Annotated in this window: 25 protein-coding genes and 1 tRNA gene; 8 read left to right on the top strand and 18 right to left on the bottom strand. The window is 72.6% G+C overall.

Annotated features, from left to right (window positions below):
* Positions 1–64: 64 nt before the first annotated feature.
* From Q9S36_RS42625 to Q9S36_RS42580, 10 genes are all read right to left on the bottom strand, one after another.
* Positions 65–1,558 carry a lactate utilization protein B gene (locus tag Q9S36_RS42625; protein ID WP_311290824.1) on the bottom strand — a complete coding sequence of 498 codons (1,494 nt, stop codon included), beginning with the start codon at positions 1,556–1,558 and terminating at the stop codon, positions 65–67.
* Positions 1,555–2,340 (bottom strand): (Fe-S)-binding protein, encoded by a 786-nt coding sequence (locus Q9S36_RS42620; RefSeq protein ID WP_311290823.1) that lies wholly within the window; start codon positions 2,338–2,340, stop codon positions 1,555–1,557. Before Q9S36_RS42620 ends, Q9S36_RS42625 begins: the two co-directional genes overlap by 4 nt.
* Positions 2,337–3,770 carry a rhamnulokinase family protein gene (locus Q9S36_RS42615; RefSeq protein WP_396653954.1) on the bottom strand — a complete coding sequence of 478 codons (1,434 nt, stop codon included), beginning with the start codon at positions 3,768–3,770 and terminating at the stop codon, positions 2,337–2,339. Before Q9S36_RS42615 ends, Q9S36_RS42620 begins: the two co-directional genes overlap by 4 nt.
* On the bottom strand, positions 3,767–5,818 hold the full coding sequence (locus tag Q9S36_RS42610) for a bifunctional aldolase/short-chain dehydrogenase (RefSeq protein WP_311290822.1): 2,052 nt from the start codon (positions 5,816–5,818) through the stop codon (positions 3,767–3,769). The genes Q9S36_RS42615 and Q9S36_RS42610 overlap by 4 nt, the downstream gene beginning before the upstream one ends.
* Before the next feature lie 33 nt (positions 5,819–5,851).
* Positions 5,852–7,018, bottom strand: coding sequence for an L-rhamnose isomerase (gene rhaI / locus Q9S36_RS42605; RefSeq protein WP_311290821.1), 1,167 nt, complete (start codon positions 7,016–7,018; stop codon positions 5,852–5,854).
* Positions 7,018–7,386: an L-rhamnose mutarotase gene (locus Q9S36_RS42600; RefSeq protein WP_311290820.1), complete on the bottom strand. Its 369-nt coding sequence runs from the start codon at positions 7,384–7,386 to the stop codon at positions 7,018–7,020. The genes rhaI and Q9S36_RS42600 overlap by 1 nt, the downstream gene beginning before the upstream one ends.
* A 93-nt stretch (positions 7,387–7,479) precedes the next feature.
* Positions 7,480–8,523, bottom strand: a complete 1,044-nt coding sequence (gene rhaS / locus Q9S36_RS42595) for a rhamnose ABC transporter substrate-binding protein (RefSeq protein ID WP_311290819.1) — start codon at positions 8,521–8,523, stop codon at positions 7,480–7,482.
* A 6-nt stretch (positions 8,524–8,529) separates the two neighbouring features.
* Positions 8,530–9,618 carry an ABC transporter permease gene (locus tag Q9S36_RS42590; RefSeq protein WP_311290818.1) on the bottom strand — a complete coding sequence of 363 codons (1,089 nt, stop codon included), beginning with the start codon at positions 9,616–9,618 and terminating at the stop codon, positions 8,530–8,532.
* Positions 9,615–10,691, bottom strand: coding sequence for an ABC transporter permease (locus Q9S36_RS42585; protein ID WP_311290817.1), 1,077 nt, complete (start codon positions 10,689–10,691; stop codon positions 9,615–9,617). Before Q9S36_RS42585 ends, Q9S36_RS42590 begins: the two co-directional genes overlap by 4 nt.
* Positions 10,688–12,196, bottom strand: a complete 1,509-nt coding sequence (locus Q9S36_RS42580) for a sugar ABC transporter ATP-binding protein (RefSeq protein WP_311290816.1) — start codon at positions 12,194–12,196, stop codon at positions 10,688–10,690. The genes Q9S36_RS42585 and Q9S36_RS42580 overlap by 4 nt, the downstream gene beginning before the upstream one ends.
* A gap of 161 nt (positions 12,197–12,357) precedes the next feature.
* Here Q9S36_RS42580 and Q9S36_RS42575 point away from each other — a divergent pair, with 161 nt between their 5' ends.
* On the top strand, positions 12,358–13,371 hold the full coding sequence (locus Q9S36_RS42575) for a LacI family DNA-binding transcriptional regulator (protein WP_311290815.1): 1,014 nt from the start codon (positions 12,358–12,360) through the stop codon (positions 13,369–13,371).
* Positions 13,372–13,400: 29 nt separating this feature from the next.
* Here Q9S36_RS42575 and upp read toward each other — a convergent pair whose 3' ends face one another.
* A complete protein-coding gene (gene upp, locus Q9S36_RS42570) occupies positions 13,401–14,042 on the bottom strand; it encodes a uracil phosphoribosyltransferase (RefSeq protein ID WP_311290814.1) in 642 nt (213 codons plus the stop codon).
* Positions 14,043–14,164: 122 nt separating this feature from the next.
* Here upp and Q9S36_RS42565 point away from each other — a divergent pair, with 122 nt between their 5' ends.
* From Q9S36_RS42565 to Q9S36_RS42555, 3 genes are read left to right on the top strand one after another with little or no spacing between them, the layout of a single operon-like run.
* Positions 14,165–14,650, top strand: a complete 486-nt coding sequence (locus Q9S36_RS42565) for a tRNA adenosine deaminase-associated protein (RefSeq protein WP_311290813.1) — start codon at positions 14,165–14,167, stop codon at positions 14,648–14,650.
* A 14-nt stretch (positions 14,651–14,664) separates the two neighbouring features.
* On the top strand, positions 14,665–15,108 hold the full coding sequence (tadA, locus tag Q9S36_RS42560; RefSeq protein WP_396653955.1) for a tRNA adenosine(34) deaminase TadA: 444 nt from the start codon (positions 14,665–14,667) through the stop codon (positions 15,106–15,108).
* Positions 15,105–15,572 carry a GNAT family N-acetyltransferase gene (locus Q9S36_RS42555; protein ID WP_311290811.1) on the top strand — a complete coding sequence of 156 codons (468 nt, stop codon included), beginning with the start codon at positions 15,105–15,107 and terminating at the stop codon, positions 15,570–15,572. Before tadA ends, Q9S36_RS42555 begins: the two co-directional genes overlap by 4 nt.
* Before the next feature lie 275 nt (positions 15,573–15,847).
* Here the strand turns inward: Q9S36_RS42555 and Q9S36_RS42550 are convergent, their stop codons facing one another.
* The 3 genes from Q9S36_RS42550 to Q9S36_RS42540 are packed head-to-tail and all read right to left on the bottom strand — an operon-like array spanning position 15,848 to position 20,608.
* Positions 15,848–17,242, bottom strand: a complete 1,395-nt coding sequence (locus Q9S36_RS42550) for a wax ester/triacylglycerol synthase domain-containing protein (RefSeq protein ID WP_311290840.1) — start codon at positions 17,240–17,242, stop codon at positions 15,848–15,850.
* Positions 17,239–18,672 (bottom strand): HAD-IB family hydrolase, encoded by a 1,434-nt coding sequence (locus Q9S36_RS42545; RefSeq protein ID WP_311290810.1) that lies wholly within the window; start codon positions 18,670–18,672, stop codon positions 17,239–17,241. Before Q9S36_RS42545 ends, Q9S36_RS42550 begins: the two co-directional genes overlap by 4 nt.
* A 28-nt stretch (positions 18,673–18,700) precedes the next feature.
* Positions 18,701–20,608 carry a lysophospholipid acyltransferase gene (locus Q9S36_RS42540; protein WP_311290809.1) on the bottom strand — a complete coding sequence of 636 codons (1,908 nt, stop codon included), beginning with the start codon at positions 20,606–20,608 and terminating at the stop codon, positions 18,701–18,703.
* Positions 20,609–20,757: 149 nt separating this feature from the next.
* Between Q9S36_RS42540 and Q9S36_RS42535 the strand changes: the two genes are divergently transcribed.
* A tRNA-Ser gene (locus Q9S36_RS42535) sits at positions 20,758–20,847 on the top strand.
* A gap of 67 nt (positions 20,848–20,914) precedes the next feature.
* Here the strand turns inward: Q9S36_RS42535 and Q9S36_RS42530 are convergent.
* Positions 20,915–21,154, bottom strand: a complete 240-nt coding sequence (locus tag Q9S36_RS42530; RefSeq protein WP_311290808.1) for a hypothetical protein — start codon at positions 21,152–21,154, stop codon at positions 20,915–20,917.
* Between the two features lie 113 nt (positions 21,155–21,267).
* The gene (locus tag Q9S36_RS42525; RefSeq protein WP_311290807.1) at positions 21,268–21,735 is read right to left on the bottom strand and encodes a YbaK/EbsC family protein; all 468 of its coding nucleotides are present in this window, start codon (positions 21,733–21,735) and stop codon (positions 21,268–21,270) included.
* Between the two features lie 71 nt (positions 21,736–21,806).
* Here Q9S36_RS42525 and Q9S36_RS42520 point away from each other — a divergent pair, with 71 nt between their 5' ends.
* The gene (locus Q9S36_RS42520; RefSeq protein ID WP_311290839.1) at positions 21,807–22,577 is read left to right on the top strand and encodes an HAD-IIA family hydrolase; all 771 of its coding nucleotides are present in this window, start codon (positions 21,807–21,809) and stop codon (positions 22,575–22,577) included.
* Positions 22,578–22,582: 5 nt separating this feature from the next.
* Here the strand turns inward: Q9S36_RS42520 and chrA are convergent, their stop codons facing one another.
* Positions 22,583–23,947: a chromate efflux transporter gene (gene chrA, locus Q9S36_RS42515; protein WP_311290806.1), complete on the bottom strand. Its 1,365-nt coding sequence runs from the start codon at positions 23,945–23,947 to the stop codon at positions 22,583–22,585.
* A gap of 97 nt (positions 23,948–24,044) precedes the next feature.
* Here chrA and Q9S36_RS42510 point away from each other — a divergent pair, with 97 nt between their 5' ends.
* Positions 24,045–25,316 carry an MFS transporter gene (locus tag Q9S36_RS42510; RefSeq protein WP_311290805.1) on the top strand — a complete coding sequence of 424 codons (1,272 nt, stop codon included), beginning with the start codon at positions 24,045–24,047 and terminating at the stop codon, positions 25,314–25,316.
* Between the two features lie 29 nt (positions 25,317–25,345).
* Positions 25,346–25,873: a hypothetical protein gene (locus Q9S36_RS42505; protein WP_311290804.1), complete on the top strand. Its 528-nt coding sequence runs from the start codon at positions 25,346–25,348 to the stop codon at positions 25,871–25,873.
* A gap of 74 nt (positions 25,874–25,947) precedes the next feature.
* Here the strand turns inward: Q9S36_RS42505 and Q9S36_RS42500 are convergent, their stop codons facing one another.
* Complete coding sequence (locus tag Q9S36_RS42500) at positions 25,948–26,952, bottom strand: aldo/keto reductase family protein (protein ID WP_311290803.1); 1,005 nt, start codon at positions 26,950–26,952, stop codon at positions 25,948–25,950.
* Positions 26,953–26,960: the final 8 nt, after the last annotated feature.

The raw sequence follows: 26,960 nt of genomic DNA, 5'->3' as shown, positions 1-26,960 counted from the left end.
TCCCCGCGGCGTTGTTCGACGGAGGAGCGAAGCGGGGGAGGAGAAGAACGTCGTGGGGTGTTACTCACTTCCGGCCCCCGTCGGTCCGCTCCCACCAGGCGCGGAAGGACTCCTCCGGCGGGGCGGGCAGGTCGCGGGCGCCGGTCCAGGCGGCCCCGGGCCCGGGCAGGCGACCGGCGGCCGCGCGCCCTCCGGGGAGCGACGTACGGGAGAAGCGGCCGAGGACCCGGCCGGCCAGCCCCGAGGCGCGCTCGGCGCGGGCCAGCCGCTTCGCGGACGAGAAGGTCCACGCCGCCGCCTTCATCGCCACCGCCTCCGCCAGATGTGGATTGCGCAGTGGGACCCGGTCCCCGCGGTGCGCGTCGACGACGGCCGCGCGCTGGTCGACCAGCACCGACGGGATGTCGATGCGGACCGGGCAGACCTCGAAGCAGGCGCCGCAGAGCGTGGAGGCGTACGGCAGCGACGCCGTCTGCTCGTCCGCGACCCCGCGGAGCAGCGGGTTGAGGATGGCGCCGATCGGACCGGGGTAGACCGAGCCGTAGGCGTGGCCGCCGACGCGCTCGTAGACCGGGCAGACGTTGAGGCAGGCCGAGCAGCGGATGCAGCGCAGCGCCTGACGCCCGACCTCGTCGGCGAGCGCGCGGGTGCGTCCGTTGTCGAGCAGGACCACGTGCACCTCCTGCGGGCCGTCGCCTGGCGTCATCCCCGACCACGTGGAGGTGTAGGGGTTCATCCGCTCGCCGGTCGACGAGCGGGGCAGCAGCCGCAGCATCGGGTCGAGGTCGGACCAGGTGGCCACGACCTTCTCGATGCCGACCACGCTGACGAGGACGTCCGGCAGCGTCAGGCACATCCGGCCGTTGCCCTCGGACTCGACCACGACGAGCGTGCCGGTGTCGGCGACGGCGAAGTTCGCGCCGCTGACGCCGACCTTCGCCCGCAGGAACTTCTCCCGCAGGTGCTCGCGGGCGGCCCCCGCGAGGACCGCGGGCTCGTCGGTCAGGTCGTCGGGTGCAGGTCGGCCGACGGCGGCCATGCGCCGGCGGAAGATCTCGCGCACCTCGGCCCGGTTGCGGTGGATGGCCGGCACGAGGATGTGCGACGGCAGGTCCTCACCGAGCTGCACGATCAGCTCGGCCAGGTCGGTCTCCCACGCCGCGATGCCCTCGGCCTCGAGCGCCTCGTTGAGGCCGATCTCCTGGGTGGCCATCGACTTCACCTTGACCACCTCGTCGGCGCCGTGGCGCTTCGCGACCGCAGCGACGATCGCGCAGGCCTCCTCGGCGTCGCGGGCCCAGTGCACGGTCGCGCCGGCACGGGTGAGCGAGGCCTCGAGGGTCTCGAGGTGCGTGGCGAGGTCGCGCAGCGCGGCCTCCTTCACCCCGGCGCCGGCCAGCCGCAGCTCCTCCCAGTCCTCCACCTCGGCGACCACGCGGGCCCGCTTGTCGCGGATCGTGTGCGTGGCGTGGGCGAGGTTGCGACGCAGCTGGGTGTCGCCGAGCGCCTTGCGCGCGGCGATCGGGAAGGCCGGCATGCCGACGAAGGTGCCGGTCATGGCAGGGTCTCCGCGCGCTCGCCGACCGCGGGTCCGCTGGACTCGCCCTCGGAGTCCTCGGTCGCGGCCAGGACCTCGGCCAGGTGCATCACGCGTACGCCGGCCCGCTGGCGCGACAGCATCCCCCCGATGTGCATCAGGCAGGAGTTGTCCCCCGCCACCAGCACCTCGGCGCCGGTGTCGCGGACGTGCCGCGCCTTGTCGGCACCCATCGCGATGGAGGTGTCGGCGTTCTTGACGGCGAACGTGCCGCCGAAGCCGCAGCACTCCTCGGCGTGCGGCAGGTCGACCAGCTCGATCCCGCGGACCGCCTCCAGCAGCCGCCGGGGCCGGTCACCGACGCCCAGCATGCGCAGGCTGTGGCAGGTCGGGTGGTAGGTCACCCGGTGCGGGAAGTAGGCGCCGACGTCGGTCACGCCGAGCACGTCGACGAGCAGCTCGGTGAGCTCGAACGTCCGCGGTGCGGTCTCCGCGACGGCGGCGACGAGGGCCGGGTCGCCCGAGCGCTCGGCGACGATCGCGTGCTGGTGGCGGGCGGACCCGGCGCACGAGCCGGACGGCGTGACGATCGCGTCGTAGCCGGCGAAGGCGTCGACGAACGTGCGCACGACCGGCACGGCCTCGTCGAGGTAGCCGGTGTTGACCATCGGTTGGCCGCAGCAGGTCTGGGCCGTCGGGAAGTCGACGTCGACGCCGAGCCGGCGCAGCAGCCGCACCACCGCCTTCCCCGTGTCGGGGAACATCGCGTCGTTGACGCAGGTGATCTGGAGGGCGACCTTCATCGATTCGCATCCTGCCACGCGCGCCCGCGCGGCTCGTGCCGGCGCAGGACCTGGGTGCGGGCCACCAGGGCACGCAGCTCGGCCAGCCCGCCGGACACCGCGCCTGCGGCCCGGCCCTGCACGAGCACGTTGCCCAGGGCGGTCGCCTCCACCGGACCGGCGACGACGGGCAGCCCCGAGCGGTCGGCGAGGGCCTGGCAGAGCAGGGCGTTCTGGCTGCCGCCGCCGACGACATGGACCTGGCGCACGGTCCGCCCCGCGAGCGTCGCGGCCGTCGCGAGGGCATCGGCGTACGCCGCGGCGAGGCTCTCCACGATGCTGCGCACCAGCGCGACGTCGTCGACGGGTGCCGCCACGTCGTGCTCGGCGCACCAGGCCGCGATCCGGCCGGGCATGTCGCCCGGCGGCACGAAGCGTGGGTCCTGCACGTCGAAGACCGGGACGGGGCCCGTGACGTCGGCGGCCGCCGCCAGCAGTGCTCCGAGGTCCTCGCGGCCCCACGTGCGGAGGGTCTCGCTGAGCAGCCAGGTGCCCATCACGTTGGTCAGGAACCGGACCGTCCCGTCGACGCCGCCCTCGTGGGTGAAGTTGGCGGTGCGGGCCGCCTCCGTCAGCACGGGCACGTCGAGCTCGAGGCCGACGAGGCCCCAGGTGCCCAGCGATACGTACGCCGACCCGTCCCCCATCATCGGTACGCCGACCACGGCGGAGGCCGTGTCGTGCGAGCCCACCGCCACGACGGGCAGCCCCGGCGCACCGACGGCCTCCTCGACCTCGGGCAGCAGGGTGCCGATCGTCGTGCCCGGGTCGACCAGGTCGGCGAGCAGCCCGCGCGGCAGGCCGAGGGTGGCGATGAGCTCCTCGTCCCAGGCGCCGGTCCGGACGTCGAGCAGGCCCGTCGTCGAGGCGTTGGTCCGCTCGGCGACCTCCGCGCCGGTGAGCCAGAACGCGAGCAGGTCGGGCACCAGCAGCACCCGGTCGGCCTCGGCCAGCCGCTCGTCGGCGGCGAGCTGGTAGACGGTGTTGAACGGGAGGTGCTGCAGGCCAGTGCGCGCATAGAGGTCCGCCTGCGAGATCCGCTCGTGCACGACCCGAGGGCCGACCTCGCCCCGTCGCTCGTCGCGGTAGTGGAACGGCTCCGCGAGGAGCCTGCCGCCGCGGAGCACGCCGTAGTCGACCGCCCACGAGTCGATGCCGACGCTGGCCAGGGCGCCGTCGACCGAGGCCACGGCGGCCCGCAGCCCGTCCAGGGCGTGCCGGTGGAGCGCGGAGACGTCCCAGCGCAGTCCGTCGTCGCCGACCACCGGTCCGTTCGCGAAGCGCGCCGCGGCCGTCAGCCGCAGGCGGTCGGGACCGACCTCGCCCAGCATCACCCGGCCGCTCGACGCCCCGAGGTCGACGGCCGCGACGTGGACGGGGCCGGCGCTCACCGCAGGAACGCCGCGGCCACGCCGGCGTCGACGGGGACGTGCAGGCCGGTGGTGTGGCTGAGCTGGTCGGAGCAGAGCACGAAGACCGCGTTGGCGATGTTGTCCGGGAGCACCTCGCGCTTGAGCAGCGTGCGCTGGGCGTAGAACTTCCCGAGGTCCTTCTCCTCCACGCCGTAGACCGCGGCACGCGACGCACCCCAGCCGCCGGCGAAGATGCCGGAGCCCTGGACGACCCCGTCCGGGTTCACGCCGTTGACCTTGATGCCGTGCTCGCCGAGCTCGGCGGCCAGCAGCCGGACCTGGTGGGCCTGGTCGGCCTTCGCCGCGCCGTACGCGACGTTGTTGGGGCCGGCGAAGATCGAGTTCTTCGAGGAGATGTAGACGATGTCGCCGCCGATGCCCTGCTCGATCATGGCCCTCGCCGCGGCCCTCGACACCAGGAACGAGCCCTTGGCCATCACGTCGTGCTGGAGGTCCCAGTCCTGCTCGGTGGTCTCCAGGAGCGAGCGCGACAGCGAGAGCCCGGCGTTGTTGACGACGAGGTCGACCCCGCCGAAGGCGAGGACCGTGGCGTCGACGGCGGCCTGCACGGCCGCGGCGTCCGAGACGTCGACCTGCACGCCGACCGCGACGTCGCTCGAGCCGATCTCGGCGGCCGCCGCCTGTGCCTTCTCCAGGGAGAGGTCGGCGATGACCACGCAGGCGCCCTCGGCCGCGAGCTTCCTGGCGGTCGCGAGGCCGATGCCCGACGCGGCGCCGGTGACGAGCGCGACCCGGGTGGCGAGCGGCTTGGGCTTCGGCATCCGCTGGAGCTTGGCCTCCTCGAGCGCCCAGTACTCGATGCGGAACTTCTCCGACTCGTCGATCGGGGCGTACGTCGAGAGGCCCTCGGCGCCGCGCATCACGTTGATCGCGTTGACGTAGAACTCGCCGGCGACCCGGGCGGTCTGCTTGTCCTTGCCGTAGCTGAACATGCCGATGCCCGGCACCAGGATGATCAGCGGGTCGGCGCCGCGCATGGCGGGCCACTCGCCGCCCAGCGCCTTCGCGTTGCGCTCGTAGTAGGACGCGTAGTCGGCGCGGTAGGCCTCGTGCAGCTCGGCGACGCGCGCGCGGACCTTGTCGAGCGGGGCGTCCGGGGCGAGGTCGAGCACCATCGGCTTGACCTTGGTCCGCAGGAAGTGGTCGGGGCACGACGTGCCGAGCGCGGCCAGGCGCGGGTGGTTCCTCGAGGCGAGGAAGTCGAGAACGACCCTGTCGTCGGTGAAGTGGCCGACCATCGGGCGGTCGGCGGACGCGACGCCGCGCAGCAGCGGGGCGATCTCCGCCGCACGGGCCCGCCGCCTGGCCGGCGACAGCGGCTCCCACTTCTTCACCCGGGCGCCGAACGGGACCTTCTTCGAGTGCTGCTTGATGTAGCGCTCCGCGGTGCGGATGATCCACAGCGAGTTCTTGCGGCTCTGCTCGCTGGTGTCACCCCAGGCGGTGATGCCGTGCCCGCCGAGGATGCAGCCGATGGCCTGTGGGTTCGCCTCCTTGATCGCGGCGATGTCGAGACCGAGCTGGAAACCCGGCCGGCGCCACGGCACCCACACCACCTTGTCGCCGAACACCTCGTGGGTCAGCTGCTCGCCGTCGGCGGCCGTCGCGATGGCGATGCCGGAGTCCGGGTGGAGGTGGTCGACGTGCGCGGCGTCGACGAGGCCGTGCATCGCGGTGTCGATCGACGGGGCGGCGCCGCCCTTGCCGTGCAGGCAGTAGTCGAACGCGGCGACCATCTCGTCCTCGCGCTCCACGCCGGGGTAGACGTCGACGAGCGACCGCATCCGGTCCAGGCGGAGCACCGCGAGCCCGGCCGGGGTCAAGGTGCCGAGGTCGCCACCGGACCCCTTCACCCACAGCAGCTCGACGTCCTCGCCGGTGACCGGGTCGGTGCCGGTCCCCTTGGCGGAGGTGTTGCCGCCGGCGTAGTTGGTGTTCTTGGGGTCGGCGCCCAGCGCGTTCGACCGGGCGACGAGCTCGGCGACGGTGGGGTGGGGGTCACTCACGGTGCGGGTTCCTTTTCTTCGGTGGTCGAGACGTCAGTTCCAGCCGGCCTGGGAGCCGCCGACGCGGTCGGCCTCGATCTGCTGCTGGTAGCCGGACTCGAGGTAGGCGCGCATCGGGTCGGCCGGCAGGCCACGCTCCTCGCGCCACGCCGCCAGGTCACGGCGTACGTCGGTGTAGAAGGCGTCCATGAAGACCTCGTTGGCGAGGAGCACGTCGCCGGAGGCGCGGGCCTCGTCCAGCGCCGCGGTGTCGAGCAGCAGGGCGCGAGCGGTCATCTCCTGGACGTTGAGCACAGAGCGGATCTGGCCGGGCACCTTGGCCTCGATGTTGTGGCACTGGTCGAGCATCAGGGCCACGTCGGAGCCGGGTCCGAAGCCGCCGCCGCGGACGACCTCGACGAGGATCCGGAACAGCTGGAACGGGTCGGCGGCGCCCACGATCAGGTCGTCGTCGGCGTAGAAGCGGCTGTTGAAGTCGAAGGAGCCGAGCTTCCCGAGCCGCAGCAGCTGGGCGACGATGAACTCGATGTTGGTGCCGGGCGCGTGGTGACCGGTGTCGAGGCAGACCATGGCCTTGTCGCCGAGTGCGGCGCAGTGGGCGTACGACGTGCCCCAGTCCGGCACGTCGGTGTGGTAGAACGCCGGCTCGAAGAACTTGTACTCCAGCACGAGCCGCTGGTCGTCGCCGAGCTGGTCGTAGATCGTGCGCAGCCCCTCGGCGAGCCAGTCCTGGCGGGCGCGGATGTCGCCCTGGCCGGGATAGTTGGTGCCGTCGGCGAGCCAGATCTTCAGGTCGCGCGAGCCGGTCTGGTGCATCACCTCGATGCAGTCGAGGTTGTGCTGCACCGCCTTGGCCCGGACGGCGGGGTCGGCGTGGGTGAGGCTGCCGAGCCGGTAGTCGTCGTCCTGGAAGGTGTTGGAGTTGATCGTGCCGAGCGTGACGCCCAGGTCGGAGGCGTACGACGCCAGCGCGGCGTAGTCGTCGACGAGGTCCCATGGGATGTGCAGGGCGACGGTCGGCGCGAGCCCGGTGAAGCGGTGCACCGCAGCCGCGTCGGCGATCTTCTCCTGCACGGTCCGCGGGGTGCCGGCGGAGCCGAACACCTTGAAGCGGGTGCCGGAGTTGCCATAGGCCCACGACGGCACCTCGATCGCGAGGTCGCCGAGCCGGTCGCTGATGTCGGGGAAGCTGGTGGTCATCACTGGTCCTGCGCAGTCTGGGTGTCGGTGGTGGCGAGGGCCGCGAGCTGGTCCTCGAGGTGGAAGACCTCGGTGAGCTGGCGGAAGCCCTGGTCGGGCGGGAGGTCGAGGTCCTCGAAGAAGTCGGCCATCTCGGCCTGCCAGCGGGCGTTGACCTCGGTGCGGGCCATGCCCTCCCGGGCGGCCGCGAGGTCGTCGGTCTCGAGGTAGCCGACGAGCAGGCCGTCGTCGCGGAGGAAGAGCGAGTAGTGGTGCCAGCCGGTGTCGTGCAGGGCCCGGAGCATGTCGGGCCAGACCGCGGCGTGGCGGCGGGCGTACTCCTCCATCCGGTCCGTGCGGACCTGGAGGGTGAAGCAGACGCGGTGCATCGCGGTCTCCTCCCTGACGGTGGTCTTGGGGTGGGGTCCCGCTGGTCGGGGAGGGTGGTGCGCCTCCCCGACCAGCGGAGCTGGGGGCGTCGATCAGAAGTCGAAGTCGCCGATGTTGTCCGCGTTGAAGGTGAACGGCTCGCCGAGGAGCACGGTGCCGTCGGCACCGACCTCGAACTCGCCGAGCTCGCCGGCCTCGAAGGTGTCACCCTCCTCGCCGGAGATGTCGCCGTTGACCAGCGCGGCCGCGGCGTAGGTCGCCAGGGCGCCGAGGTCACCCGGGTTCCACAGCGCGAAGGCCTCGACCGTGCCGTTCTCGACGTACTCCCGCATCTGGTTGGGGGTACCGAGGCCGGTCAGCGCGACCTTGCCCTTGTACTCGGAGTCCGAGAGGTAGCGCGCCGCGGCAGCGATGCCGACCGTGGTGGGCGAGATGATGCCCTTGAGGTCGGGGTGGTTCTGCAGCAGCGCCTCGGTCTGGTCGAAGGACTTCTGGTCCTCGTCGTCGCCGTAGACGGTGTCGACGAGCTCGATGTCGGCGTAGTCGGGGTTGTCCGCGAGCTCGGTCTCCATCATCTCGATCCACGCGTTCTGGTTGGTCGCGTTGGCCGAGGCGGACAGGATCGCGATCTCGCCGGAGCCGCCGATCTGCTCCGAGATGAGCTCGAGCTGCTTGGCGGCGATGCCCTCGGCAGTGGCCTGGTTGACGAACAGGTCGCGGCACTCCGGGCTCGTGTCCGCGTCGAAGGTGACGACCTTGACGTCGGCGCTGCGGGCCTCCTCGATCGCGTCGCAGAGGGCCTCGGGGTCGTTGGCCGACAGGATCAGCGCGTCCTGGCCCTGCTGCGCGACGGTGTTGATGTAGGACACCTGCGCGTCGGGGCTGGCGGTCTCGGGACCGACCTCCTCGATCGTGGCGCCGATCTCCTCCGCGGCTGCCTCGGCGCCGGCGGTGCTGGTGTCGAAGTAGGGGTTGCCGAGGTTCTTGGGCAGCATCGTGATGCTCAGCTCGCCGCCGCCCCCCTCACTGCCGCTGCCGGAGTCGCCGCCGTCGTCGCCGCCGCAGGCGGTGAGGGCCGCGGAGGCGGTGAGGATGATCGCAGCCAGAGCGATCGGCCGCCGGGTGTGGAACTTCATGCTGGTCTACCTTTCGTGTTCCGAGACGCCGGCGGGTGCGGCGTTCTGGACGGGGCGCGACCCCGGAGGGGTCGCCGTCTTGCGCGGGAGCCTCGAGGAGGTCCAGCCAAGGACGTTGGGGAGGATCACCGAGGCCACGAGCAGCAGGCCGACGATGATGTTGGTGACGTTGACCGTCACGCTCTCCAGGCGCAGCGCGCTGGAGATGACGCCGATCAGCACGACGCCGGCGAGCACGCCGTGCAGCCGGCCGCGGCCGCCGAAGATCGAGACCCCGCCCAGCAGCACGGCGGCGATGACCTGCAGCTCGTAGCCGGTGGCGTTGTCGCCGCGGGCGCTGCCGAACCGGAGGGTGAAGTAGATGCCGGCGAACGCCGAGACGACGCCCGACAGGACGAACAGGACCAGCTTCGTGCGCGCCACGTCGACGCCGGTGAAGTGCGCGGCCTCGTCGTTGAGGCCGATGTCGTAGACGCCGCGGCCGAACGTCGAGAAGTGCAGCAGGACGACGAAGCCCACGGCGAGGACGGCGAAGGGGATCATCACGAGCGGGATGCGGGTCTCGCCGATCGTGTCGGTGGCGAGATCGGCCCACTTCTCGGTGAAGTCGGTGACGGCCTTGGTGCCGAGCAGCCCGACCGCGATGCCACGGAAGAGCGCGAGCGTGCCGATGGTGACGGCGAGGGACGGCAGTCCGACGTAGGCGATGAGGAACCCGTTGAGGGCGCCGCACGCGAGCCCGGCGAGGAGGGCGAGCAGCGCGGCGGCCGGGACCGACATGCCGTTCTCGTGGAGCACGCCCAGCAGCACGCTGCTCAGTCCCATGATGCTGGCGACCGAGAGGTCGATCTCGCCCGTGATGATCACCAGCGTCATCGGCAGGGCGATGAGCAGGATCGGCGCGATGTCCTGCAGCAGGAACTTCAGGGTCAGCGGGCCGTCGAAGTTCGGCACGTTGGCGAGCGAGTAGAGGATCACCGCCACCGTCAGCGCGATGACCGCGGTCTCGCGGGTGAGCAGCACCCGCTGCCACAGCGGCGCGGAGAACGGCGCGTACGACCGGGCGGGGGCCTCGGGGGAGGACGTGGGGCTCATGTGTGGTCCCTCGATTCGGCGAGCTTGCGGGCCTGTCGGGCGGCGAGGACCCGGTCGAGGACGATCGCCCCGAGGATCAGCGCACCGACGACGGCGCGCTGCCAGAAGTCCTCGATGCCGAGGCTGGGCAGCGCCCGGTTGATGGTGACGAGGAGGAAGGCGCCGATCGCGGCCCCCCAGACGGTGCCGCTCCCGCCGAAGATCGCGATGCCGCCGATGACCGCGGCGGCGACGGCCTGGAGCTCGATGCCGCTGCCGACGCTGGAGCTGACGGTGCCGTAGCGGGCGGTGTAGAGGGCGCCGGCGAGCCCTGCCAGCGCGCCGCTGAGCACGAACGCGGCGAGCAGCCGGCGGCGTACGGGCAGTCCGTACAGCACGGCCGCGTCGGGGTCGGAACCGATCGCGTAGAGCTCGCGGCCGCCGCGCGCGGTGTGGAGGTAGTAGCCCACGGCGACGAGCACCACGAGCGCGATGATGGTCAGCACGGGTACGCCGACGACGGTGCGGGTGCCGAGGCGGAGGAACTCCCGCGGCAGGTCGCCGGCGTTGATCCGGTCGCTGCCCGCCCAGGTGAGCATGATGCCGCGGTAGATGTAGAGCGTGCCGAGGGTGATCACGAGCGCCGGGACGTTGCCGTAGGCGACCAGCACGCCGTTGACCAGGCCGAGGACGGCCCCGAGGGCCAGGCAGGCCGCGAGCACTGCGACGATCGGGATGCCCGGCTGCTCGATGAAGAGGCGGCCGGTGAGGTAGGCGGTCAGGGCCATCACCGACCCGACGGACAGGTCGACGTTGCGGGTGATGATGACCGCCGCCTGGCCGACGGCGAGCAGCAGGAGGAGCGAGGGGTTGAGCAGGAAGTTGCGCCACCCGTCGGCACTGAAGAGGAAGCTCTCGTTCTTCGTGGTGGCGAGGGCCACGACCGCGACGAGCACCAGGAAGATGGAGAGCTCGCGCGAGCGGAGCACCGTGGTCACGGCGCGCCGCGTGGGCGAGAGGCGGCTCGGCTCGACGAGGAGTGCCTCGCTGGTCGAGACCTCGGCGTCGGGGGTGTCCAGCTGTGGGGTGCTCATGCTGCGGGCTCCGGGTGGTGGGTGGCGGCGTGCATGACCGCCTCGGGGGTGGCGTCGGCGCGCCCGAGCTCGGCGGTGACCCGGCCCTCGCACAGCACGACGACGCGGTCGGCCATGCCGAGGACCTCGGGCAGCTCCGAGGAGATCATCAGGATGCCGAGGCCCTGGCCGGCGAGCTCGGAGAGCAGCCGGTGCACCTCGGCCTTGGTGCCGATGTCGATCCCGCGGGTGGGCTCGTCGATGATCAGCAGCTTGGGCCCGGTGGCCAGCCACTTGGCGATGACGACCTTCTGCTGGTTGCCACCGCTCATCGTGGTGGCGTGCATGTCGAGGGCGCTGGTCTTCACCTCGAGGCGTGACGCCCAGGGGGCGGTGGCCCGGTTCTCCATCGAGGTGGTGATCAGCCCGGCCCGGGCGATGCCGCGCCGGATGGCGCCGGCGACGTTGCGCGCGACCGAGGAGTCGATGACCAGGCCCTGCTTGCGGCGGTCCTCGGGGATGAACGCCATCCCGGCGCGGATCGCGGCGCGCGGGTCCTTCGCGCGCACCGGCTTGCCGGACACGCTGACCGAGCCGGCGTCGTAGGCGTCGACGCCGAAGACCGCGCGGGCGACCTCGCTCCGGCCGGCGCCGACGAGCCCGGCCAGGCCGACGATCTCGCCGGCGCGGACCTCCAGGTCGACGTCGTGGAAGACGCCGGCACGGCTGAGGCCACGGACCTCGAGGACGGTCTCGCCGATGGTGGCCGGTGTCTTGGGGAACAGCTCGCCGACCTCGCGGCCGACCATGAGGGCCACCAGCTGGTCGACGTCGGTGTCGTCGATGCGGAGGGTGTCGACGTACTCCCCGTCGCGCATCACCGTGACGGTGTCGGCGAGCGCGAAGACCTCGTCGAAGCGGTGGGAGATGAAGACCAGTGCGCGGCCCTCGTCGCGCAGGCTGCGGGCGACGGCGAAGAGGCGCTCGACCTCGACGCCGCTGAGCGCAGCGGTGGGCTCGTCCATGACCAGCAGGCGGGCGTCGAGGGAGATGGCCTTGGCGATCTCGATGATCTGCTGGTCGGCGATGGACAGGCCCTCGGCGGGACGGCGCGGGTCGATCCGCACGCCGAGACGGTCGAAGAGCCGCTCGGCCTCGGCGTACATCGCGTGGCGGTCGATGCGACGCCCGCGGGCCAGCGGCTGGCGCCCCATGAAGATGTTCTCGGTCACCGACAGGTCGGGGAAGAGCGTCGGCTCCTGGTAGATCACCGCGACCCCGGCCTGCTTGGACTCCGCCGTGCTGCCGAAGTCGACGGGCTCGCCGCCGAGGTCGAAGGTGCCCGCGTCGCGCCGGTGCACGCCGGCCACCACCTTCACGAGGGTGGACTTGCCGGCACCGTTCTCCCCGACGAGCGCGTGGATCGAGCCGGCCTCGACGCGCAGGCTGCCGGAGCGCAGGGCGACGACGGGGCCGAACGACTTGGAGACGTCGCGCAGCTCGAGCACCGGTGCGGCGGTGGTCATGTGGCTCCTCGGATTGAAAGGTTTCAACGCAAGGTAGGTGAGGGTCGTCACACGTGTCAACCCCCTGTCCCGGCATGTCGTTCGGTTTTGCAGGGGACCACGAAGGCATGCCGTAGGCTGCCCGCCACATCGTTTCAATCGCCGATCGAGGGAGCTGTGCCGTGCCGCGAGCCGCCTCGGTCAAGGACGTGGCCGCTCGCGCGGGGGTCTCCCTCGGCACGGTGAGCAACGTGCTGAACCGCCCCGACCGCGTCTCACCGGAGACCCGAGCGCGGGTGGAGCAGGCGATGCGCGACCTGGGGTTCGTGCGCAACGAGTCGGCCCGCCAGCTGCGCGCCGGTCGCAGCCGCACGCTGGCCTACGTGGTGCTCGACGTGCGCAACCCGTTCTTCACCGACGTCGCCGAGGGCGCCGAGCGGGCCGCGGAGGAGTCCGGGCTCTCGCTGTTCCTCTGCCACTCCGACAACCGCGCCTCACGCGAGGCCGACTACCTCGCCCACCTCGTCGAGCAGCGCGTGCAGGGCATCCTGGTCACACCGGTCGACCCGGCCGCCCCCGGGCTCGCAGAGGTACGCCGCAACGGCACGCCGCTGGTGATCGTGGACCGCACCCGCGAGGACGACAAGTTCTGCTCGGTGGCCGTCGACGACGTCCTCGGCGGCCGGCTGGCCGTCGAGCACCTCGTCGAGCGGGGCCACACCCGGGTCGCGTTCATCGGCGGTCCCGACAGCATCGGGCAGGTGCGCGACCGCCTCGAGGGCGCGCGCCGCGCCTGGGCCGACGCCGGCCTGCCCGCCGACCAGCTGACCGTGGTGCCCACGGCGGCGCTGACGGTGGTGGAGGGTCGCTCCGCCGGTGAGCGCGTCATGGGGCTGGCGGCGCGGCGCCGGCCGACGGCGGCCTTCTGCGCCAACGACCTGCTCGCGCTGGGGCTGCTCCAGCAGCTGAGCACCGCCGGGCTCGCGGTCCCCGGAGACCTGGCCATCGTCGGCTACGACGACATCGACTACGCCGGCGCCGCCGCCGTACCCCTCACCTCCGTGCGCCAGCCGCGCCAGGAGCTCGGCCGCCGGGCCGCCGAGCTCGTGCTCGACGAGGCGGAGAACCCCGCCCACCTCCACCAGCAGCTGGTCTTCACCCCCGAGCTCGTCGCCCGGCGCTCCACCCTCGGCTGAGGACCGGCCGGTCGGGGGCCTCGCGGGGACTAGTGGGCGACGCCGTAGAGCCGGTCGCCGGCGTCGCCGAGGCCGGGGACGATGTAGCCCTTGTCGTTGAGCTTCTGGTCGAGCGCGGCGGTCACGACGGTGACCGGGACGTCGAGCCCGTCGAGGCCCTTCTCGAGGTTGTCCACGCCCTCCGGCGCGGCCAGGAGGCAGATCGCGGTGATGTCGTCGGCGCCGCGGTCGGTGAGGAACTTGATGGCCGCGGCCAGCGTGCCGCCGGTGGCGAGCATCGGGTCGAGGACGTAGCACTGGCGCCCGGAGAGGTCCTCGGGGAGGCGCTCGGCGTACGTCGACGCCTCGAGGGTCTCCTCGTTGCGCACCATGCCGAGGAAGCCGACCTCGGCCGTCGGCAGCAGGCGCATCATCCCGTCGAGCATTCCGAGGCCGGCACGGAGGATCGGCACCACCATCGGCTTGGGCTGGGCGAGGTAGACGCCCGTGGTCGGGCCGACCGGGGTGGTGATCGGCTTCGGGTCGACGCGGACCTCGCGGGTCGCCTCGTAGGCCAGCAGGGTGACCAGCTCGTCGGTCAGCCGACGGAAGGTCGGGGAGTCGGTGTGCTCGTCGCGGAGGACGGTGAGCTTGTGGGAGACGAGGGGGTGGTTCACCACGTGCAGGCGCATGGGGGTCACCCTAGTGGTGCGCGTTGCCGCCCTACGAGTCCCAACAGGGTTGGCGAACCCCCGCGGTTCTGGGACATTGGTGACAGGCGCAGGTTGTCCGCAGACCGTGGGGAGGTCGCTCCATGTCCGAGCCGAACGGCGAGGTCGACTTCGCGATGGCCGCCTTCCGCGAGGACGGCGAGTGGCAGCTGCAGGACATCGCCTCGCCCGCGTTCGAGTCCATCGACTCCCTCAGCCACGCCCTCCGCCGGCTCTCGGGCGACGCCGGGGCCGTCGGCATGGTCGCGGTCGACGAGGACTTCTTCGTGCTCGTCCGCGTCGACGGCACCGAGACGCGCGTCCTGCTCAGCGACGTGACTGCCGCGGACGAGTGGGAGCTGGCCCAGTCGGCCATCGACTTCCTCGGCCTGCCGCCACCGGAGGACGACGACGTGGAGGTGCCCGCCGGCGACCTCGACCTGCTCGCCGACCTCGGCCTGCACGCGATCGACATGGGCGCCCTGCTCGACGACGTCGAGCTCTACCCCGACGAGATGCTCTCCGAGATCGCCCGCCAGCTCGGGTTCGGCAAGCTCTTCGACGACGCCGTGGGACTCACCTCGGCATGATCTGGGAAGCACCCATGCGCCTGGCCCTCGCCGAGGCGCGGGCCGCGCTCGCCGGTGACGACGTACCCGTGGGCGCGGTCGTCGTCGACGAGGCCGGCACCGTCATCGGCACCGGCCGCAACACCCGCGAGTCCCACGCCGACCCGACCGGCCACGCCGAGGTCGTCGCGCTGCGCGCCGCGGCCGCCGCGCGGGGCGAGTGGCGGCTGTCCGGGTGCACGCTGGTCGTGACCCTCGAGCCGTGCACGATGTGCGCCGGCGCCCTCGTGCTCGCCCGGGTGGACCGCCTGGTCTTCGGGGCGTACGACGACAAGCTCGGCGCGGTCGGCTCGCTCTGGGACGTGGTCCGCGACCGGCGGCTCAACCACCGTCCCGAGGTGGTCGCCGGCGTGCTGGCCGCCGAGTCGACGGCCCTCCTCGACGCCTTCTTCGCCTCCCACCGCGCGGAGCGGGCATGACTGACGTACGCCGCGCCACCGTCGACGACGCCGCGGTGCTCGCCCGGATGCTGTGGGACTTCAACACCGAGTTCGAGACCGAGACCGACGACGCCGACGTGCTGGAGGCACGCTTCGCGCGGCTGCTGCCGATGCCCGAGGTCGTGGCCGTCGTCGCGGAGGACGACGTCCCCGTCGGGTTCGCCCTGCTGACCCTGCGCCCGGCGATCTGGTTCGACGGGCCGGTCGCGCAGCTCGAAGAGCTGTACGTCGTCCCGGCGCTGCGCGACCGCGGGATCGGCACCCGGGTCCTCGACCTGGCGCGGCAGGTGGTCCGCGACGCCGGGGCGCCGGAGATGCACATCAACGTCGACGAGGTGGACACCGACACCCGGCGCTTCTACGAGCGGCACGGCTTCGTGAACATCGAGGAGGGCGAGGACTACCGCATGCTCTGCTACATCGGCCCGACGCTCACTGGGTGAGGTGCGCCGCTGGTTGAGGTGCGAGGAGCCGCCAGCCCCCCGCTGGTTGAGGTGCGAGGAGCGCCAGCCCCCCGCTGGTTGAGGTGCGAGGAGCGCCAGCGACGAGCCTCGAAACCTGCGGCGGATGGAGCGATGTGGTTTCGAGGCTCGCTGCGCTCGCACCTCAACCACCAAACCGCTGCGCTCGCACCTCAACCACCAAGGGGCTGCGCTCGCACCTCAACCACCAAACCGCTGCGCTCGCACCTCAACCACAAGGGGCTGCGCTCGACCACCTAGGTCGTGGTCGTGAACGCCGCGACCTCCTCGGCCAGGCACTCCTCGAGCGCGGCGAGGTCGGCGACCGCGCTGGCGTCGACGTTGACGCCGAGGCAGGCGGTGTCGGCGACGGTGACCAGGCAGGCGGTGAGCGCGGCGCCGGGCAGCGGCCCGAGGACGTACATCCCCCGGACCGCCGCGCCGGCCATGAAGCGTCGTCGGGGCGGACCGGGCAGCGTGAGCACGAAGGCGTCGGGGACCGCGGCGCTGCGCAGCGCGGAGGCACCGACGAAGGACGGCAGCCGGTTGACCACGGGCGCGGCCGCGTCGAGCACCGTCAGCGCCCGCTCGGTGTGCAGCGAGAGGACCTCGCCCCGCACCGCGGCCACCCGGTCGACTGGGTCGTCGATGGAGAGCGGGCCCGAGACGATCGCGCCGGCGAACCGGTTGCCCAGGTCGTCGGCCCGGTCGAGGGAGACGCGGACGCCGACCGGGATCTCGAGGACCGGGCTGTCGCGGCGCGCGTGGTAGCGCTGCAGCCCGCCGAGGACGATCGCGACCGCGGCGTCGTCGAGGGTGCCGCCGCCCAGCCGCGCGACCTCGCGGATCGGCTCGAGCGGCGCGTCGAAGGTGGAGAAGGTCCACGACCGGCCGGTGCGCGGACCGAGCTCCGGCGAGGCGGGCGCGGTCCGGGTGACGAGGCGGCGCACGGACGCGGCGTAGCGCAGCGCCGAGAAGGCGGCGGACTGCGGCCGCGCGGCCGCGTGGCCGAGGTTGCGCAGCGTCGTGGCGGCAGCCTCCGGCAGAGCCGCGAGGTCGGCCTGCAGCCCGGCGACCGCCAGCTGCACGGGATCGGCGGCGACCGCGGCGGCGTCGTCCGCGATCGGCTTGCGCGGGGTGTGGGAGCGCTTGCCGGACTGGAGCATCGAGAGCAGCTGCACCGTGCCGAGCGGGTCGGCGAGCGCGTGGTGGATCTTGAGGACGTACGCCGCCCCCTCCCCCACGCCCTCGAACAGCACGGCCTCCCACAGCGGCCGCGACCGGTCGAAGGGACGCAGCGCGATCTGGGCGGCGTGCGCCAGCACCTCGTCACGGTCGGCGACCCGTTCGCGGCGCAGGTGGTAGCCCAGGTCGAAGGTCGGGTCGTCGGCCCACGTGGGCGGTGCGGTGGGGACGACCGGGTCGACGACCCGCTGGCGCAGGCGGCGTACGAGCCGGGTGCCCCACTCGGTCGCGGCGACGAAGCGCTCCCAGTCGGGCGCGCGGTCGAGGTCGACGACCACCGTCGAGGTGGACGACTGCACGGGGTGCCGCTCGGCGCGCCACAGCAGCGTCTGCATCGGGGTGAGCTCGGACCCGGTGGACCAGGTGGCGGCGTCGCCCCAGCGCCGGAGGTCCTCGCTGGAGGTCATGACGGCCACCGCGCCAGCGTCGCCTCGAACTTCGCGTGCAGGGCCGCGATGCGCTCGCCCATCTGGTCGACCTCCCAGTCGGTCTCCGGCTCGAGGACGCACACGTCGACGACGCCGGGGTTGAGCACCAGCGAGCCGCGGCGCATCAGCTCGCCGGTGTTGCGGAGCACCACCGGCACGACCGGTACGCCGGCCTGCGCGGCCAGGTGGAACGCCCCCTTGCGGAACGGGCCCAGCACCGGCGTCGCCGACCGGGTGCCCTCGGGGAAGATCATCAGCGAGGTGCCGCCGCGGATCCGCTCGACGACGCCGTCGAGGGTGGCGCGGGCCGAGGCGGAGTCGGAGCGGTCGATGTAGGCGGGGTCGATCACGACCGACCCGACGACCGCCCTGGGGTCCCAGCGCGCCTCCTTCTTGGCCACGATGGTGAAGTCGCGCTCGAGCAGCCGGCCGAGCACGGGGATGTCGAGTGAGCTCTGGTGGTTGGCCACGAAGATCGCCGGCCGGTGGGTCCAGAGGCGCTCCTGGTGCAGCACCCGCATCGACACGCCCGCCACGGCCATCGGGACGTGCGTGGCCAGCTTGATCGCGAGGTTGCGTCCCTCGCGCAGGTCGCCGCGGGTCAGGCCGTAGCCGATGCCCGCCGCCACGCCCGCGTTCATCCCGGCGAGCGCGGCGAGCGTGCGGCCGGCGGCGAGCAGCGATCCGCCGACCGGGTCGGACAGGTCGAGCACCGGCCAGCCCAGCCGGTCGGCTGCGGACCGGAGGTCGCGGTGCGGGTTGAGCGCCGTCGGGTGGCCGACGGAGGACAGGAAGGCGACGTCCTCGTAGCCGTTGCCGTAGGCGTAGGACTGGGCGAGGTCGACGCCGTGCTCCCGGGCGAAGCGCCGTACGCCGGTGGCCTTGTGCCGGCCCCACAGCATCGGCCCGTCGGTGGCGCCGGTGAACTGCCCGTCGTCGACGACCAGCCGGGTGCAGACGAGGTGCTCGACGCCGAGGTCGCGGGCGACCGGCCCGATCTGGTAGCGGGTCGCCGCGGAGGCGATCGCGACGGTGTGGCCGGCGCGCTGGTGGGCCGCGACGAGCGCGCGGGACTCGCGGCGGATGGTGCCGGCGATCTTCGAGCGGAACAGCCGCTCGCCCAGGTCGGCGAAGGACTCCTCGGACACCCCGCGCATCGCGGCGAACGCCACGTGCGCGATGGCGGTGGGGTCGCCGCCGAGCTCGCCGTCGACGGCGGTCACCACGGTGCGCAGGAACTCCGCGGGCGAGACCTCGCGGCCACGGAGCCGGTCGCCGTAGAAGGTCGCGGCCGTGTAGCCGGCGACGAGCGTGCCGTCGAGGTCGAAGAAGGCGCCGACCTCTGGGCCCTGCGGCCCCGCCTCGATCGCCGCGACGGCCGCCTCGACGTCCGGCGAGAGTCCACTCATACGGGGTCCCCGTGGCGTCGGGGGGTGCTCACCGGCTCTCCTGCCGCTGCCGTGGCTCGGGCACCGACGGGCTGGGCTCACCGGCGATCTCGCCGATGATGTTGACCTGGCGCACGGAGTCGCGGAGCTCGGCGGCGAAGGCCTCGCGGGCGCTGCCCACGCCCTCGTGGCCCTCGAGCAGGCCACGGTGGCGCGCGAGCGCGAGGGCCGTGCGGAACAGCTCCAGCGACACCGACTCCTCGCTCGCGACCTTGCGCTGCAGCGCCCACTGCCGGCCGACCGCGAGCGAGTCGGCGAGCAGGTCGTCCTCGTCGACCGCGCTGTCGCCGCGGTCGGCGAGGCGGTCGGCGACCACGAGGTAGGCCTCGAGGAACGGCCGCAGGACCAGGTGGGAGAGGTGGGGCCGGGCGGACACCAGCAGCTCGCGCGCCCGGGCGGGCGTCATGCCGCCCCCGTCCTGCCCGACGTCCTCACCGACGAGCAGCTTCAGCTCCGTGCGCAGGTCGTCCTCGAAGCCGGCGCGGCCGGGGAAGAAGAACTCGAACTTGAGGAGGTCGCGCATCCGCTTCGCCTCCTCCCAGCCGACCTGGAGCTCGCCGCCCGGCGGCAGCTCGGCTCCCGGCTCCAGCTCGCTGACGGTCAGCAGGGCGAGCTCGCCGATCGCGCGCTCGACGAGGATGTGGATGACGGTGTTGCGGTAGAACGCGGCGACCAGGTGCTGGTCGTCGCCGATCTTCCAGACCGGCTCGGTCCCCCCGTCGTACGCCGTCAGGACGCCGCTGCGGGCCAGCTCGGCCAGCGCCCGGCGGATCGTCGCGCGGTCGCGCAGGTCGGCGGCCCCGGCCACCGGCCACCGCCGGGACTCGATGTAGGCGGCGAGCGGCTCGACGGTCTCGAGCACCTCGTCCATGGTCATGGCCCGGTCGGCGCCGAGCAGCGCGAGGCTCACGATGGCCGTCACCGTCACCGGTGTGGCCCGGTTGAGGCGGTGGGAGATGTCGAGCGCCACCCGCTCCACCGCCTGGTGGCCGGTGACGCCCTCGGCTGCGAGCTCGGCCATCCGCTCGCGCAGGGAGAACGGCTCGCCGACGGTGAGGTACGCGCGGCCGAGGCGGTTGCGCTGGAGCCGCGCGAAGCGCACCAGCCAGCGCCAGTCCTCCGGCGTCTTGCTGGCGCCGCGCGCCTCCTGGGTCATCAGGGAGACCTCGTGGAGCTGGTCGTAGACGACCGCCATCGGCACGACCTGCACGTCGGGGGCGTCCTCCCCCTCCACCGTGTCGGTCAGGTACTTCAGGATGCCGTGGACCGGCGGCCTGAGCTTGCCCGTGCGGGTGCGGCCGCCCTCGATCGACCACGCGAGGTTGCGCTTGTTGACCACCATCTGGCGGATGTAGGAGCGCAGCGCCAGCCGGTAGACCGGGATCTCCTGGGTCGAGCGGCGGATGAAGATCAGGCCGGTCCGGCTGGCCACGGAGCCGATCACCGGGAGGTTCAGGTTGGCGCCGCCGAAGGTGTAGGTCGGCGAGAACCGCCGCGCCATCAGCGCGTTGGGGATGACCATGCCGTCGAGGTAGGACCGGTGGCTGAACGCCAGCGCCAGGCTGTGGTCGCGGTCGACCCGCCGCAGCTGCTGCATGTCGTCCTCGTCGACCAGGACGTCGTACGCCCGGAGGAACCACTCGCCCATCCGGGCCCATCCCTGGGAGGCGCGGTCGTCGTGGGCGGCGGCCATCTCGTGGAGGTAGCCCTTGACCTCGTCCCAGACCTCCTCCTCCGGGCGGCCCTGCTCCTCGGCCGCCGCGGCGACCGCGCGCTGGAAGCGCTTGTCGTGCAGCAGCTCGGTGACCTCGCGCGGCGGCGCGGCCGGCAGCCGCTCCCCCACGCTCCTCGGCAGGGCGGCGCGGGCGAGGTCCCGGGCACGTCGGACGGCGGCCACAGCACCCTCCTTCCCGCACGCGCCGCGGCGCGAGCACAGGCGTGCGCCGAAAGGTACCGCCGTACGCGCCCGCCCGCCACGGCCAGCGGAGGATTCGCGGGACGCCGCCGGTTTTCGGCTCGCGCCCACCCTCCGGTAACGTTCGGCGCGGTGACGTGTCCGAGCGGCCTAAGGAGAACGCCTCGAAAGCGTTTGTGGGCGCAAGTCCACCGAGGGTTCAAATCCCTCCGTCACCGCCAGCCGATCAGGCCGGCCCCAGCGGGCCGGCCTGATCGCCATTTCGGGCGGTTCGGGTTCGCGGACCGGTCAGGCGGCGCGGCGGCCGAAGCGGCGCACGCGGGCGCGCAGCGCGCTCGGCTGGGTGCCGAAGCGGGGCAGCGGGAGCAGGTGGGTGAGGCCCTCGCGCTCGGCCATCAGCTGGACGGCCTCGTCCTCGTAGGCCTGGGCATAACCCTCGGCGGCGGCGATGTCGTCGGCGGCGATCGCGGCCTCGATCATGCGGGCGTAGTGGGCGTGGAGCTCGTCGAGCTCGTCGATCAGACGCATGTCGCTCTCCTCTGATGGGTGTCGGAAGTGCGTCGGTACGTCCAGTGTCCCGAACTTCTTGGAACGATCCAATCCCTGGCGGGTGTGATCTTCGACCACTGGCCGTACGACGCTCAGGCCGGGTCGGTGACGTCCGCGACCTGCGCGTCGAAGTGGGCGATCACGTCGTCCGCCGCCAGCGTGGCGGCGACGCCGTGCGCACCCGCACCGATGGACACGGTCCGCCCGACGAGGCGCTCGTCAGCGAGGACCGGCAGACCGCCCTCGGCACCGAACGGCGTGATCGTGCCGCGCTCGTAGCCGGTCACCGCGCGGGCCGCCTCCGCGTCGGGCATGGAGATCCGGTTGACGCCGAGCAGCGCGCGCACCTTGGGCCACGAGATCTGGCGGTCTCCCGGCACGAGCACCAGCAGGTGGTCGCCCTCACCACGACGCACGACCATCGTCTTCACCATCGCCGACGGGTCCACCCCGCGCGCGGCCGCCGCCTCGGCCAGCGAGCCGACGCGGCCGTGCCGGGTCACGGTGTGCTCGATCCCGGACGCGGCCAGCGCGCGGGTCGCCGGGGTGTCCTCGTCCATGCCCGCGAGCCTACGACCGTCATGATGTCCCTGTGACCGATCGCCGACCCGTGCTCACCTGGCTGACCGACATGGACGGCGTCCTCGTGCGCGAGGAGGACCCGATCCCGGGCGCCAAGGAGTTCATCGCCGCCCTGCGCGAGCGCGACATCCCGTTCCTGGTGCTCACCAACAACTCGATCTTCACCCCGCGCGACCTGCGGGTCCGGCTGCTGCGCAGCAGCGGCATCGACGTGCCGGAGGACCGCATCTGGACCTCCGCCCTGGCGACCGCGCAGTTCCTCGACGAGCAGCGCCCGGGCGGATCGGCGTACGTCGTCGGCGAGTCGGGGCTCACCCAGGCGATCCACGACGTGGGCTACGTGATGACCGACCAGGACCCCGACTACGTCGTGCTCGGCGAGACCCGGACGTACTCCTTCGAGGCGATCACGCGGGCGATCCGCCTCGTCGGCGCGGGCGCCCGCTTCATCGCGACCAACCCCGACCCCAACGGTCCGAGCGCCGCGGGGATGCTGCCGGCGACCGGGTCGGTGGCGGCGCTGATCAGCACCGCGACGGGGCGCCAGCCGTACTTCATCGGCAAGCCCAACCCGCTCATGATGCGCAGCGCCCTCAACCGGCTCGAGGCCCACTCCGAGACGACGGTGATGATCGGCGACCGGATGGACACCGACATCATCAGCGGGCTCGAGGCCGGCCTGCGCACGATCCTCGTCGCCACCGGGGCCACCGCGTTGCACGAGGTCGAGAACTACCCCTACCGCCCGACCCGCGTCGTCGACTCGATCGCCGACGTGGTGGGGCTGGTGGGCGAGCTGTTCCGCCCCGACGAGGCCTGAGCCCCTCAGGCGGCGAGCGCCAGGCCGATGACGATGCCGGCGAGGGCGCAGGCGCCGAGCGTGCGCAGCACCGACCAGCCGCGCCACATGAGGAGCAGGAAGCCGAGCGCCGCGACCGAGGCGGCGGCCCAGTCGAGCGACACCAGGTGCGGGTACTCCACGTCCAGCCAGCCCGTGGTCCAGCGCCCCGTGTCCTCGAAGAGCGTGTGCAGCGTGAAGAACACCGCGAGGCTCGCGATCACGCCGACGACCGCAGCGGTGATCCCGGCCAGCGCGGCGGCGAGGTCGCGGTTGCCGCGGAGGCGCTCGACGTACGGCGCCCCGAGCAGGATGGCCAGGAAGCACGGGACGAACGTCACCCAGGTCGTCAGCAGCGCGGCGAGCACGGCGGCGACCCACGGGTCGAGGTCACCGGGCGCGCGGTAGGCGCCCACGAAGGCGACAAACTGCACGACCATGATGAGCGGCCCGGGCGTGGTCTCGGCCAGCGCGAGCCCACGCACCATCTCGCCGGGCAGCAGCCAGTGGTGGACCTCCACGGCCTGCTGGGCGACGTAGGCGAGCACGGCGTACGCGCCACCGAACGTCACCACGGCAGCGCCGGAGAAGAACAGCCCCTGGTCGACGAAGATGCTCGACCGGCCCATGAGCAGCGCCGCGGCCGCCACGGGTGCGGCCCAGGCCGTCAGCCCGATCGCGAGGGTCAGCGCCGCCCGACGGCCCGAGGGTCGCTCGGCGTGGAGCGCGTCGTCGCTGATCAGGGGCGGTGGTCCGTCGGCCGCCGCCGTCGCGGGCGGGCGCGTCAGGGTGGGGATCGCGCGGCTCAGCGCCCAGCCGATCGCGGCCGCGGCCAGCACCACGACGGGGAACGGCACCCCGAAGAACGTCAGCGCCACGAACGACAGCACCGCGACCGCGACCAGCGCCGGGTGCCCGAGCCCCTTGCGACCCACCCGGACGACCGCCTGCACGACGATCGCGATGACCGCGGGCGCGATGCCGAGGAACAGGGCCTCGACGACGGTGGTGTCGCCGAAGGCGACGTAGACGCCCGACAGGGCGAGCAGCGCGACCACGCCGGGCAGGACGAAGAGGGTGCCGGCGACGAGCGCACCGCGTACGCCGTTGAGCAACCACCCGACGTACGTCGCGAGCTGCTGCGCCTCGGGGCCGGGGAGCAGGGTGCAGTAGGACAGCGCGAACAGGAACCGCTGCTGCCCGATCCACCGCTTCTCGTCCACGAGGGTGCGCTGCATGACGGCGATCTGGCCCGCAGGACCACCGAAGGTCTGCAGCGAGATCGCGAACCAGGCCCGCGTGGCCTCGCGCAGGGGGATGACGTCGCGCTGCGCGGACGGTGGTGACGACATGGGTGCACCGAAGCGGGTGGGCCGCTTTAAGTCAAGTATCGGACTCGACTTTGGGACCCTTGCGTTCGCCGACCGACCGGTCACCTAGCCTGCGGTGGTGGAGAGGCGACTGCTGGCGGACACCCGCCCGTTGGCCAACCCGCACTTCAAGCGCCTCTGGCTGGCCAACATCGTCACGGTCATCGGCGCCCAACTGACGGTCGTAGCGGTGCCGGCGCAGATCTACGCCATCACCGGCTCGTCGGCGTACGTCGGCCTCACCGGCGTCTTCGGCCTGGTGCCGCTCGTGGTCTTCGGCCTGTGGGGCGGCGCGCTCGCGGATGTCTTCGACCGGCGCACGCTGCTGATGATCACCACGGCGGGACTCATCCTCACCAGCGCCGGCTTCTGGCTGCAGGCGGCCCTCGGCGCCGAGGACGTGTGGCTGCTGCTCGGGCTGTTCTCGGTGCAGCAGGCGTTCTTCGCGGTCAACCAGCCCACGCGCTCGGCCCTGCTGCCGCGCCTGCTGCCCGCCGAGCTGCTGCCGGCGGCCAACTCGCTCAACATGACGGTCATGCAGGCCGGTGGCATCGCCGGCCCGTTGGTCGGCGGTGCGCTGATCCCGCTCATCGGCTTCCAGTGGCTCTACCTCGCCGACACCGTCACCCTGTTCGCGACCCTCTTCGCGGTCGTCGGGCTGCCGGCCCTGCCCGTGGTCGGGGCCACCATGACGCCCGGACTGCGGGCGGTCCTCGACGGCTTCCGCTACCTGCGCACCCAGCCGGTGCTGATGATGTCGTTCGTCGTCGACCTCATCGCGATGGTCTTCGGCATGCCGCGGGCGCTGTTCCCCGAGATGGCGCACCTGGACTTCGGCGGGCCCAGCGAGGGCGGGCTGGCGTTCGCGCTGCTCTTCGCCGCCATCCCGCTCGGCGCCGTCGTCGGCGGCGTGGTCTCGGGGTGGGTGTCCCGGGTCGAGCGGCAGGGACTCGCGGTCGTGGTCGCGATCGTGGTCTGGGGGCTGGCGATGACCGGCTTCGGTGTCGCCGCGATGCTGGCGTCGTACGCCCCCGCTGTGATGCTCGGCGTGGCCGTGCTGATGCTCGCGATCGGTGGTGCCGCCGACATGGCCTCGGCCGCCTTCCGGATGTCGATGCTGCAGGCCGCGGCCGACGACGCGGTCCGCGGTCGCCTGCAGGGCATCTTCATCGTCGTGGTGGCCGGCGGGCCCCGGGTGGCCGACGTGGCGCACGGCGCCACCGCGGCAGCGACCGGAGCGGCCGTCGCCGCCGCCGGCGGTGGCGTGCTGGTCGTGGTCCTCACCGTCCTCGCCGCCCTCGCGGTCCCGGCGTTCGTGCGCTACCGGGTCACCCGCCCGGCGAGCGGCTGAGCACACGTGCGGCGGGCTAGGGTCGCGGGGTGAGCGAGCCGCGGTCGGTGCTGGTCGTCACGGGTGCCGCGGCGACCGGGAAGTCGACGGTCGGTGACCACCTCCGCGGCCGCAGTGGGCTGGTGGTGATCGACGGGGACGTCCTCGGACGCGGGGCGGCCGCGACGGCGCACGGTCGCCGGGACTACGTCGGCTTCTGGCGCCACGCCCTCGCGGTGTGCCGCGAGGTCCGGCGCAACGGCGTGGTGCCGGTCGTGCCGTGCATCTGCCTGCCCGACCAGGTGCTCACCGCCGTGGAGGACGAGGTCGTCCACTTCCTCGCGCTGCTCAGCGACGCGGAGACGGTACGCCGCCGGATCGCCGGCCGGCGCGGCGTGTCCGAGGTGCCGTCACCCGACACCCACGTCGCCTTCGACCAGCGGCTCCGCGAGGTCACGTCGGTGCCCGCCCCGCACACCTGGACGACGTACGACGTCCGCGCGGGCGACGTACGGCAGACGCTGGAGGCCGGCGCGACCTGGGCCGAGCAGGCACGGGCCGGGACGGTCGCCCACTGATCCCACACGTGCGGCGGTTGTGGCCCTCGAATCGACGATCTGAGGGCCACATCCGCCGCACGTGCGCACAGGGCTCAGGCCACGCGGCCCTCGGGGACCTGGGTGAGCCTCGGGTCGCGGATGACGACCGAGCCGATGGCGTCGTCGATGCGCTTCATGACGTCGGCGTCGAGCTTCACACCGGCGGCCTTCACGTTGTCGGCGACCTGCTCGGGGCGGGAGGCGCCGACGAGAGCGGCGGCCACGTTGTCGTTCTGCAGGACCCACGCGACGGCCAGCTGGGCCATGGTCAGGCCGCAGTCGGCCGCGATCGGCTCGAGGTCCTGGACGGCGGTGAGGACGTCGTCCTTCATCCAGCGCGAGATCATGTCGGCGCCACCCTTGGTGTCGGTGGCGCGGGAGCCGGCCGGCGGCTCGGCGCCCGGCTTGTACTTGCCGGTGAGCACGCCCTGCGCGATCGGGCTCCACACGATCTGCGACACCCCCAGCTCGCGAGACGCCGGGACGACCTCGTCCTCGATGACGCGCCAGAGCATGGAGTACTGCGGCTGGCTGGAGATCAGCTGGAAGCCGAGCTCCTTCGACAGCTCCACGCCCGCGCGGATCTGGTCGGCGGTCCACTCGCTGACGCCGATGTAGAGCGCCTTGCCCTGCCGCACGATGTCGGCGAACGCCTGCATCGTCTCCTCGAGCGGGGTCTCCACGTCGTAGCGGTGGGCCTGGTAGAGGTCGACGTAGTCGGTCTGCAGCCGCTGCAGGGAGCCGTTGATCGACTCCATGATGTGCTTGCGCGAGAGCCCGGTGTCGTTCTTGCCCTTGGGGCCGGTCGGCCAGTAGACCTTGGTGAAGATCTCCAGCGACTCGCGGCGCTCGCCCTTCAGCGCCTCACCGAGCACGGTCTCCGCGGCCGTGTTGGCGTAGACGTCCGCGGTGTCGAAGGTCGAGATGCCGGCGTCGAGCGCGGCGCGCACGCACTGGGTGGCGACGTCGTTCTCGACCTGGGAGCCGTGGGTGAGCCAGTTGCCGTAGGTGATCTCGGAGATCTTGAGCCCGCTGTTGCCGAGGTATCGGAATTCCATTCCTCCGA

This window comes from Microbacterium sp. ARD31 (assembly GCF_031844425.1).
Note: the sequence above shows the minus strand (reverse complement) of the source record. Positions and strands in the feature narration are given on the sequence as shown.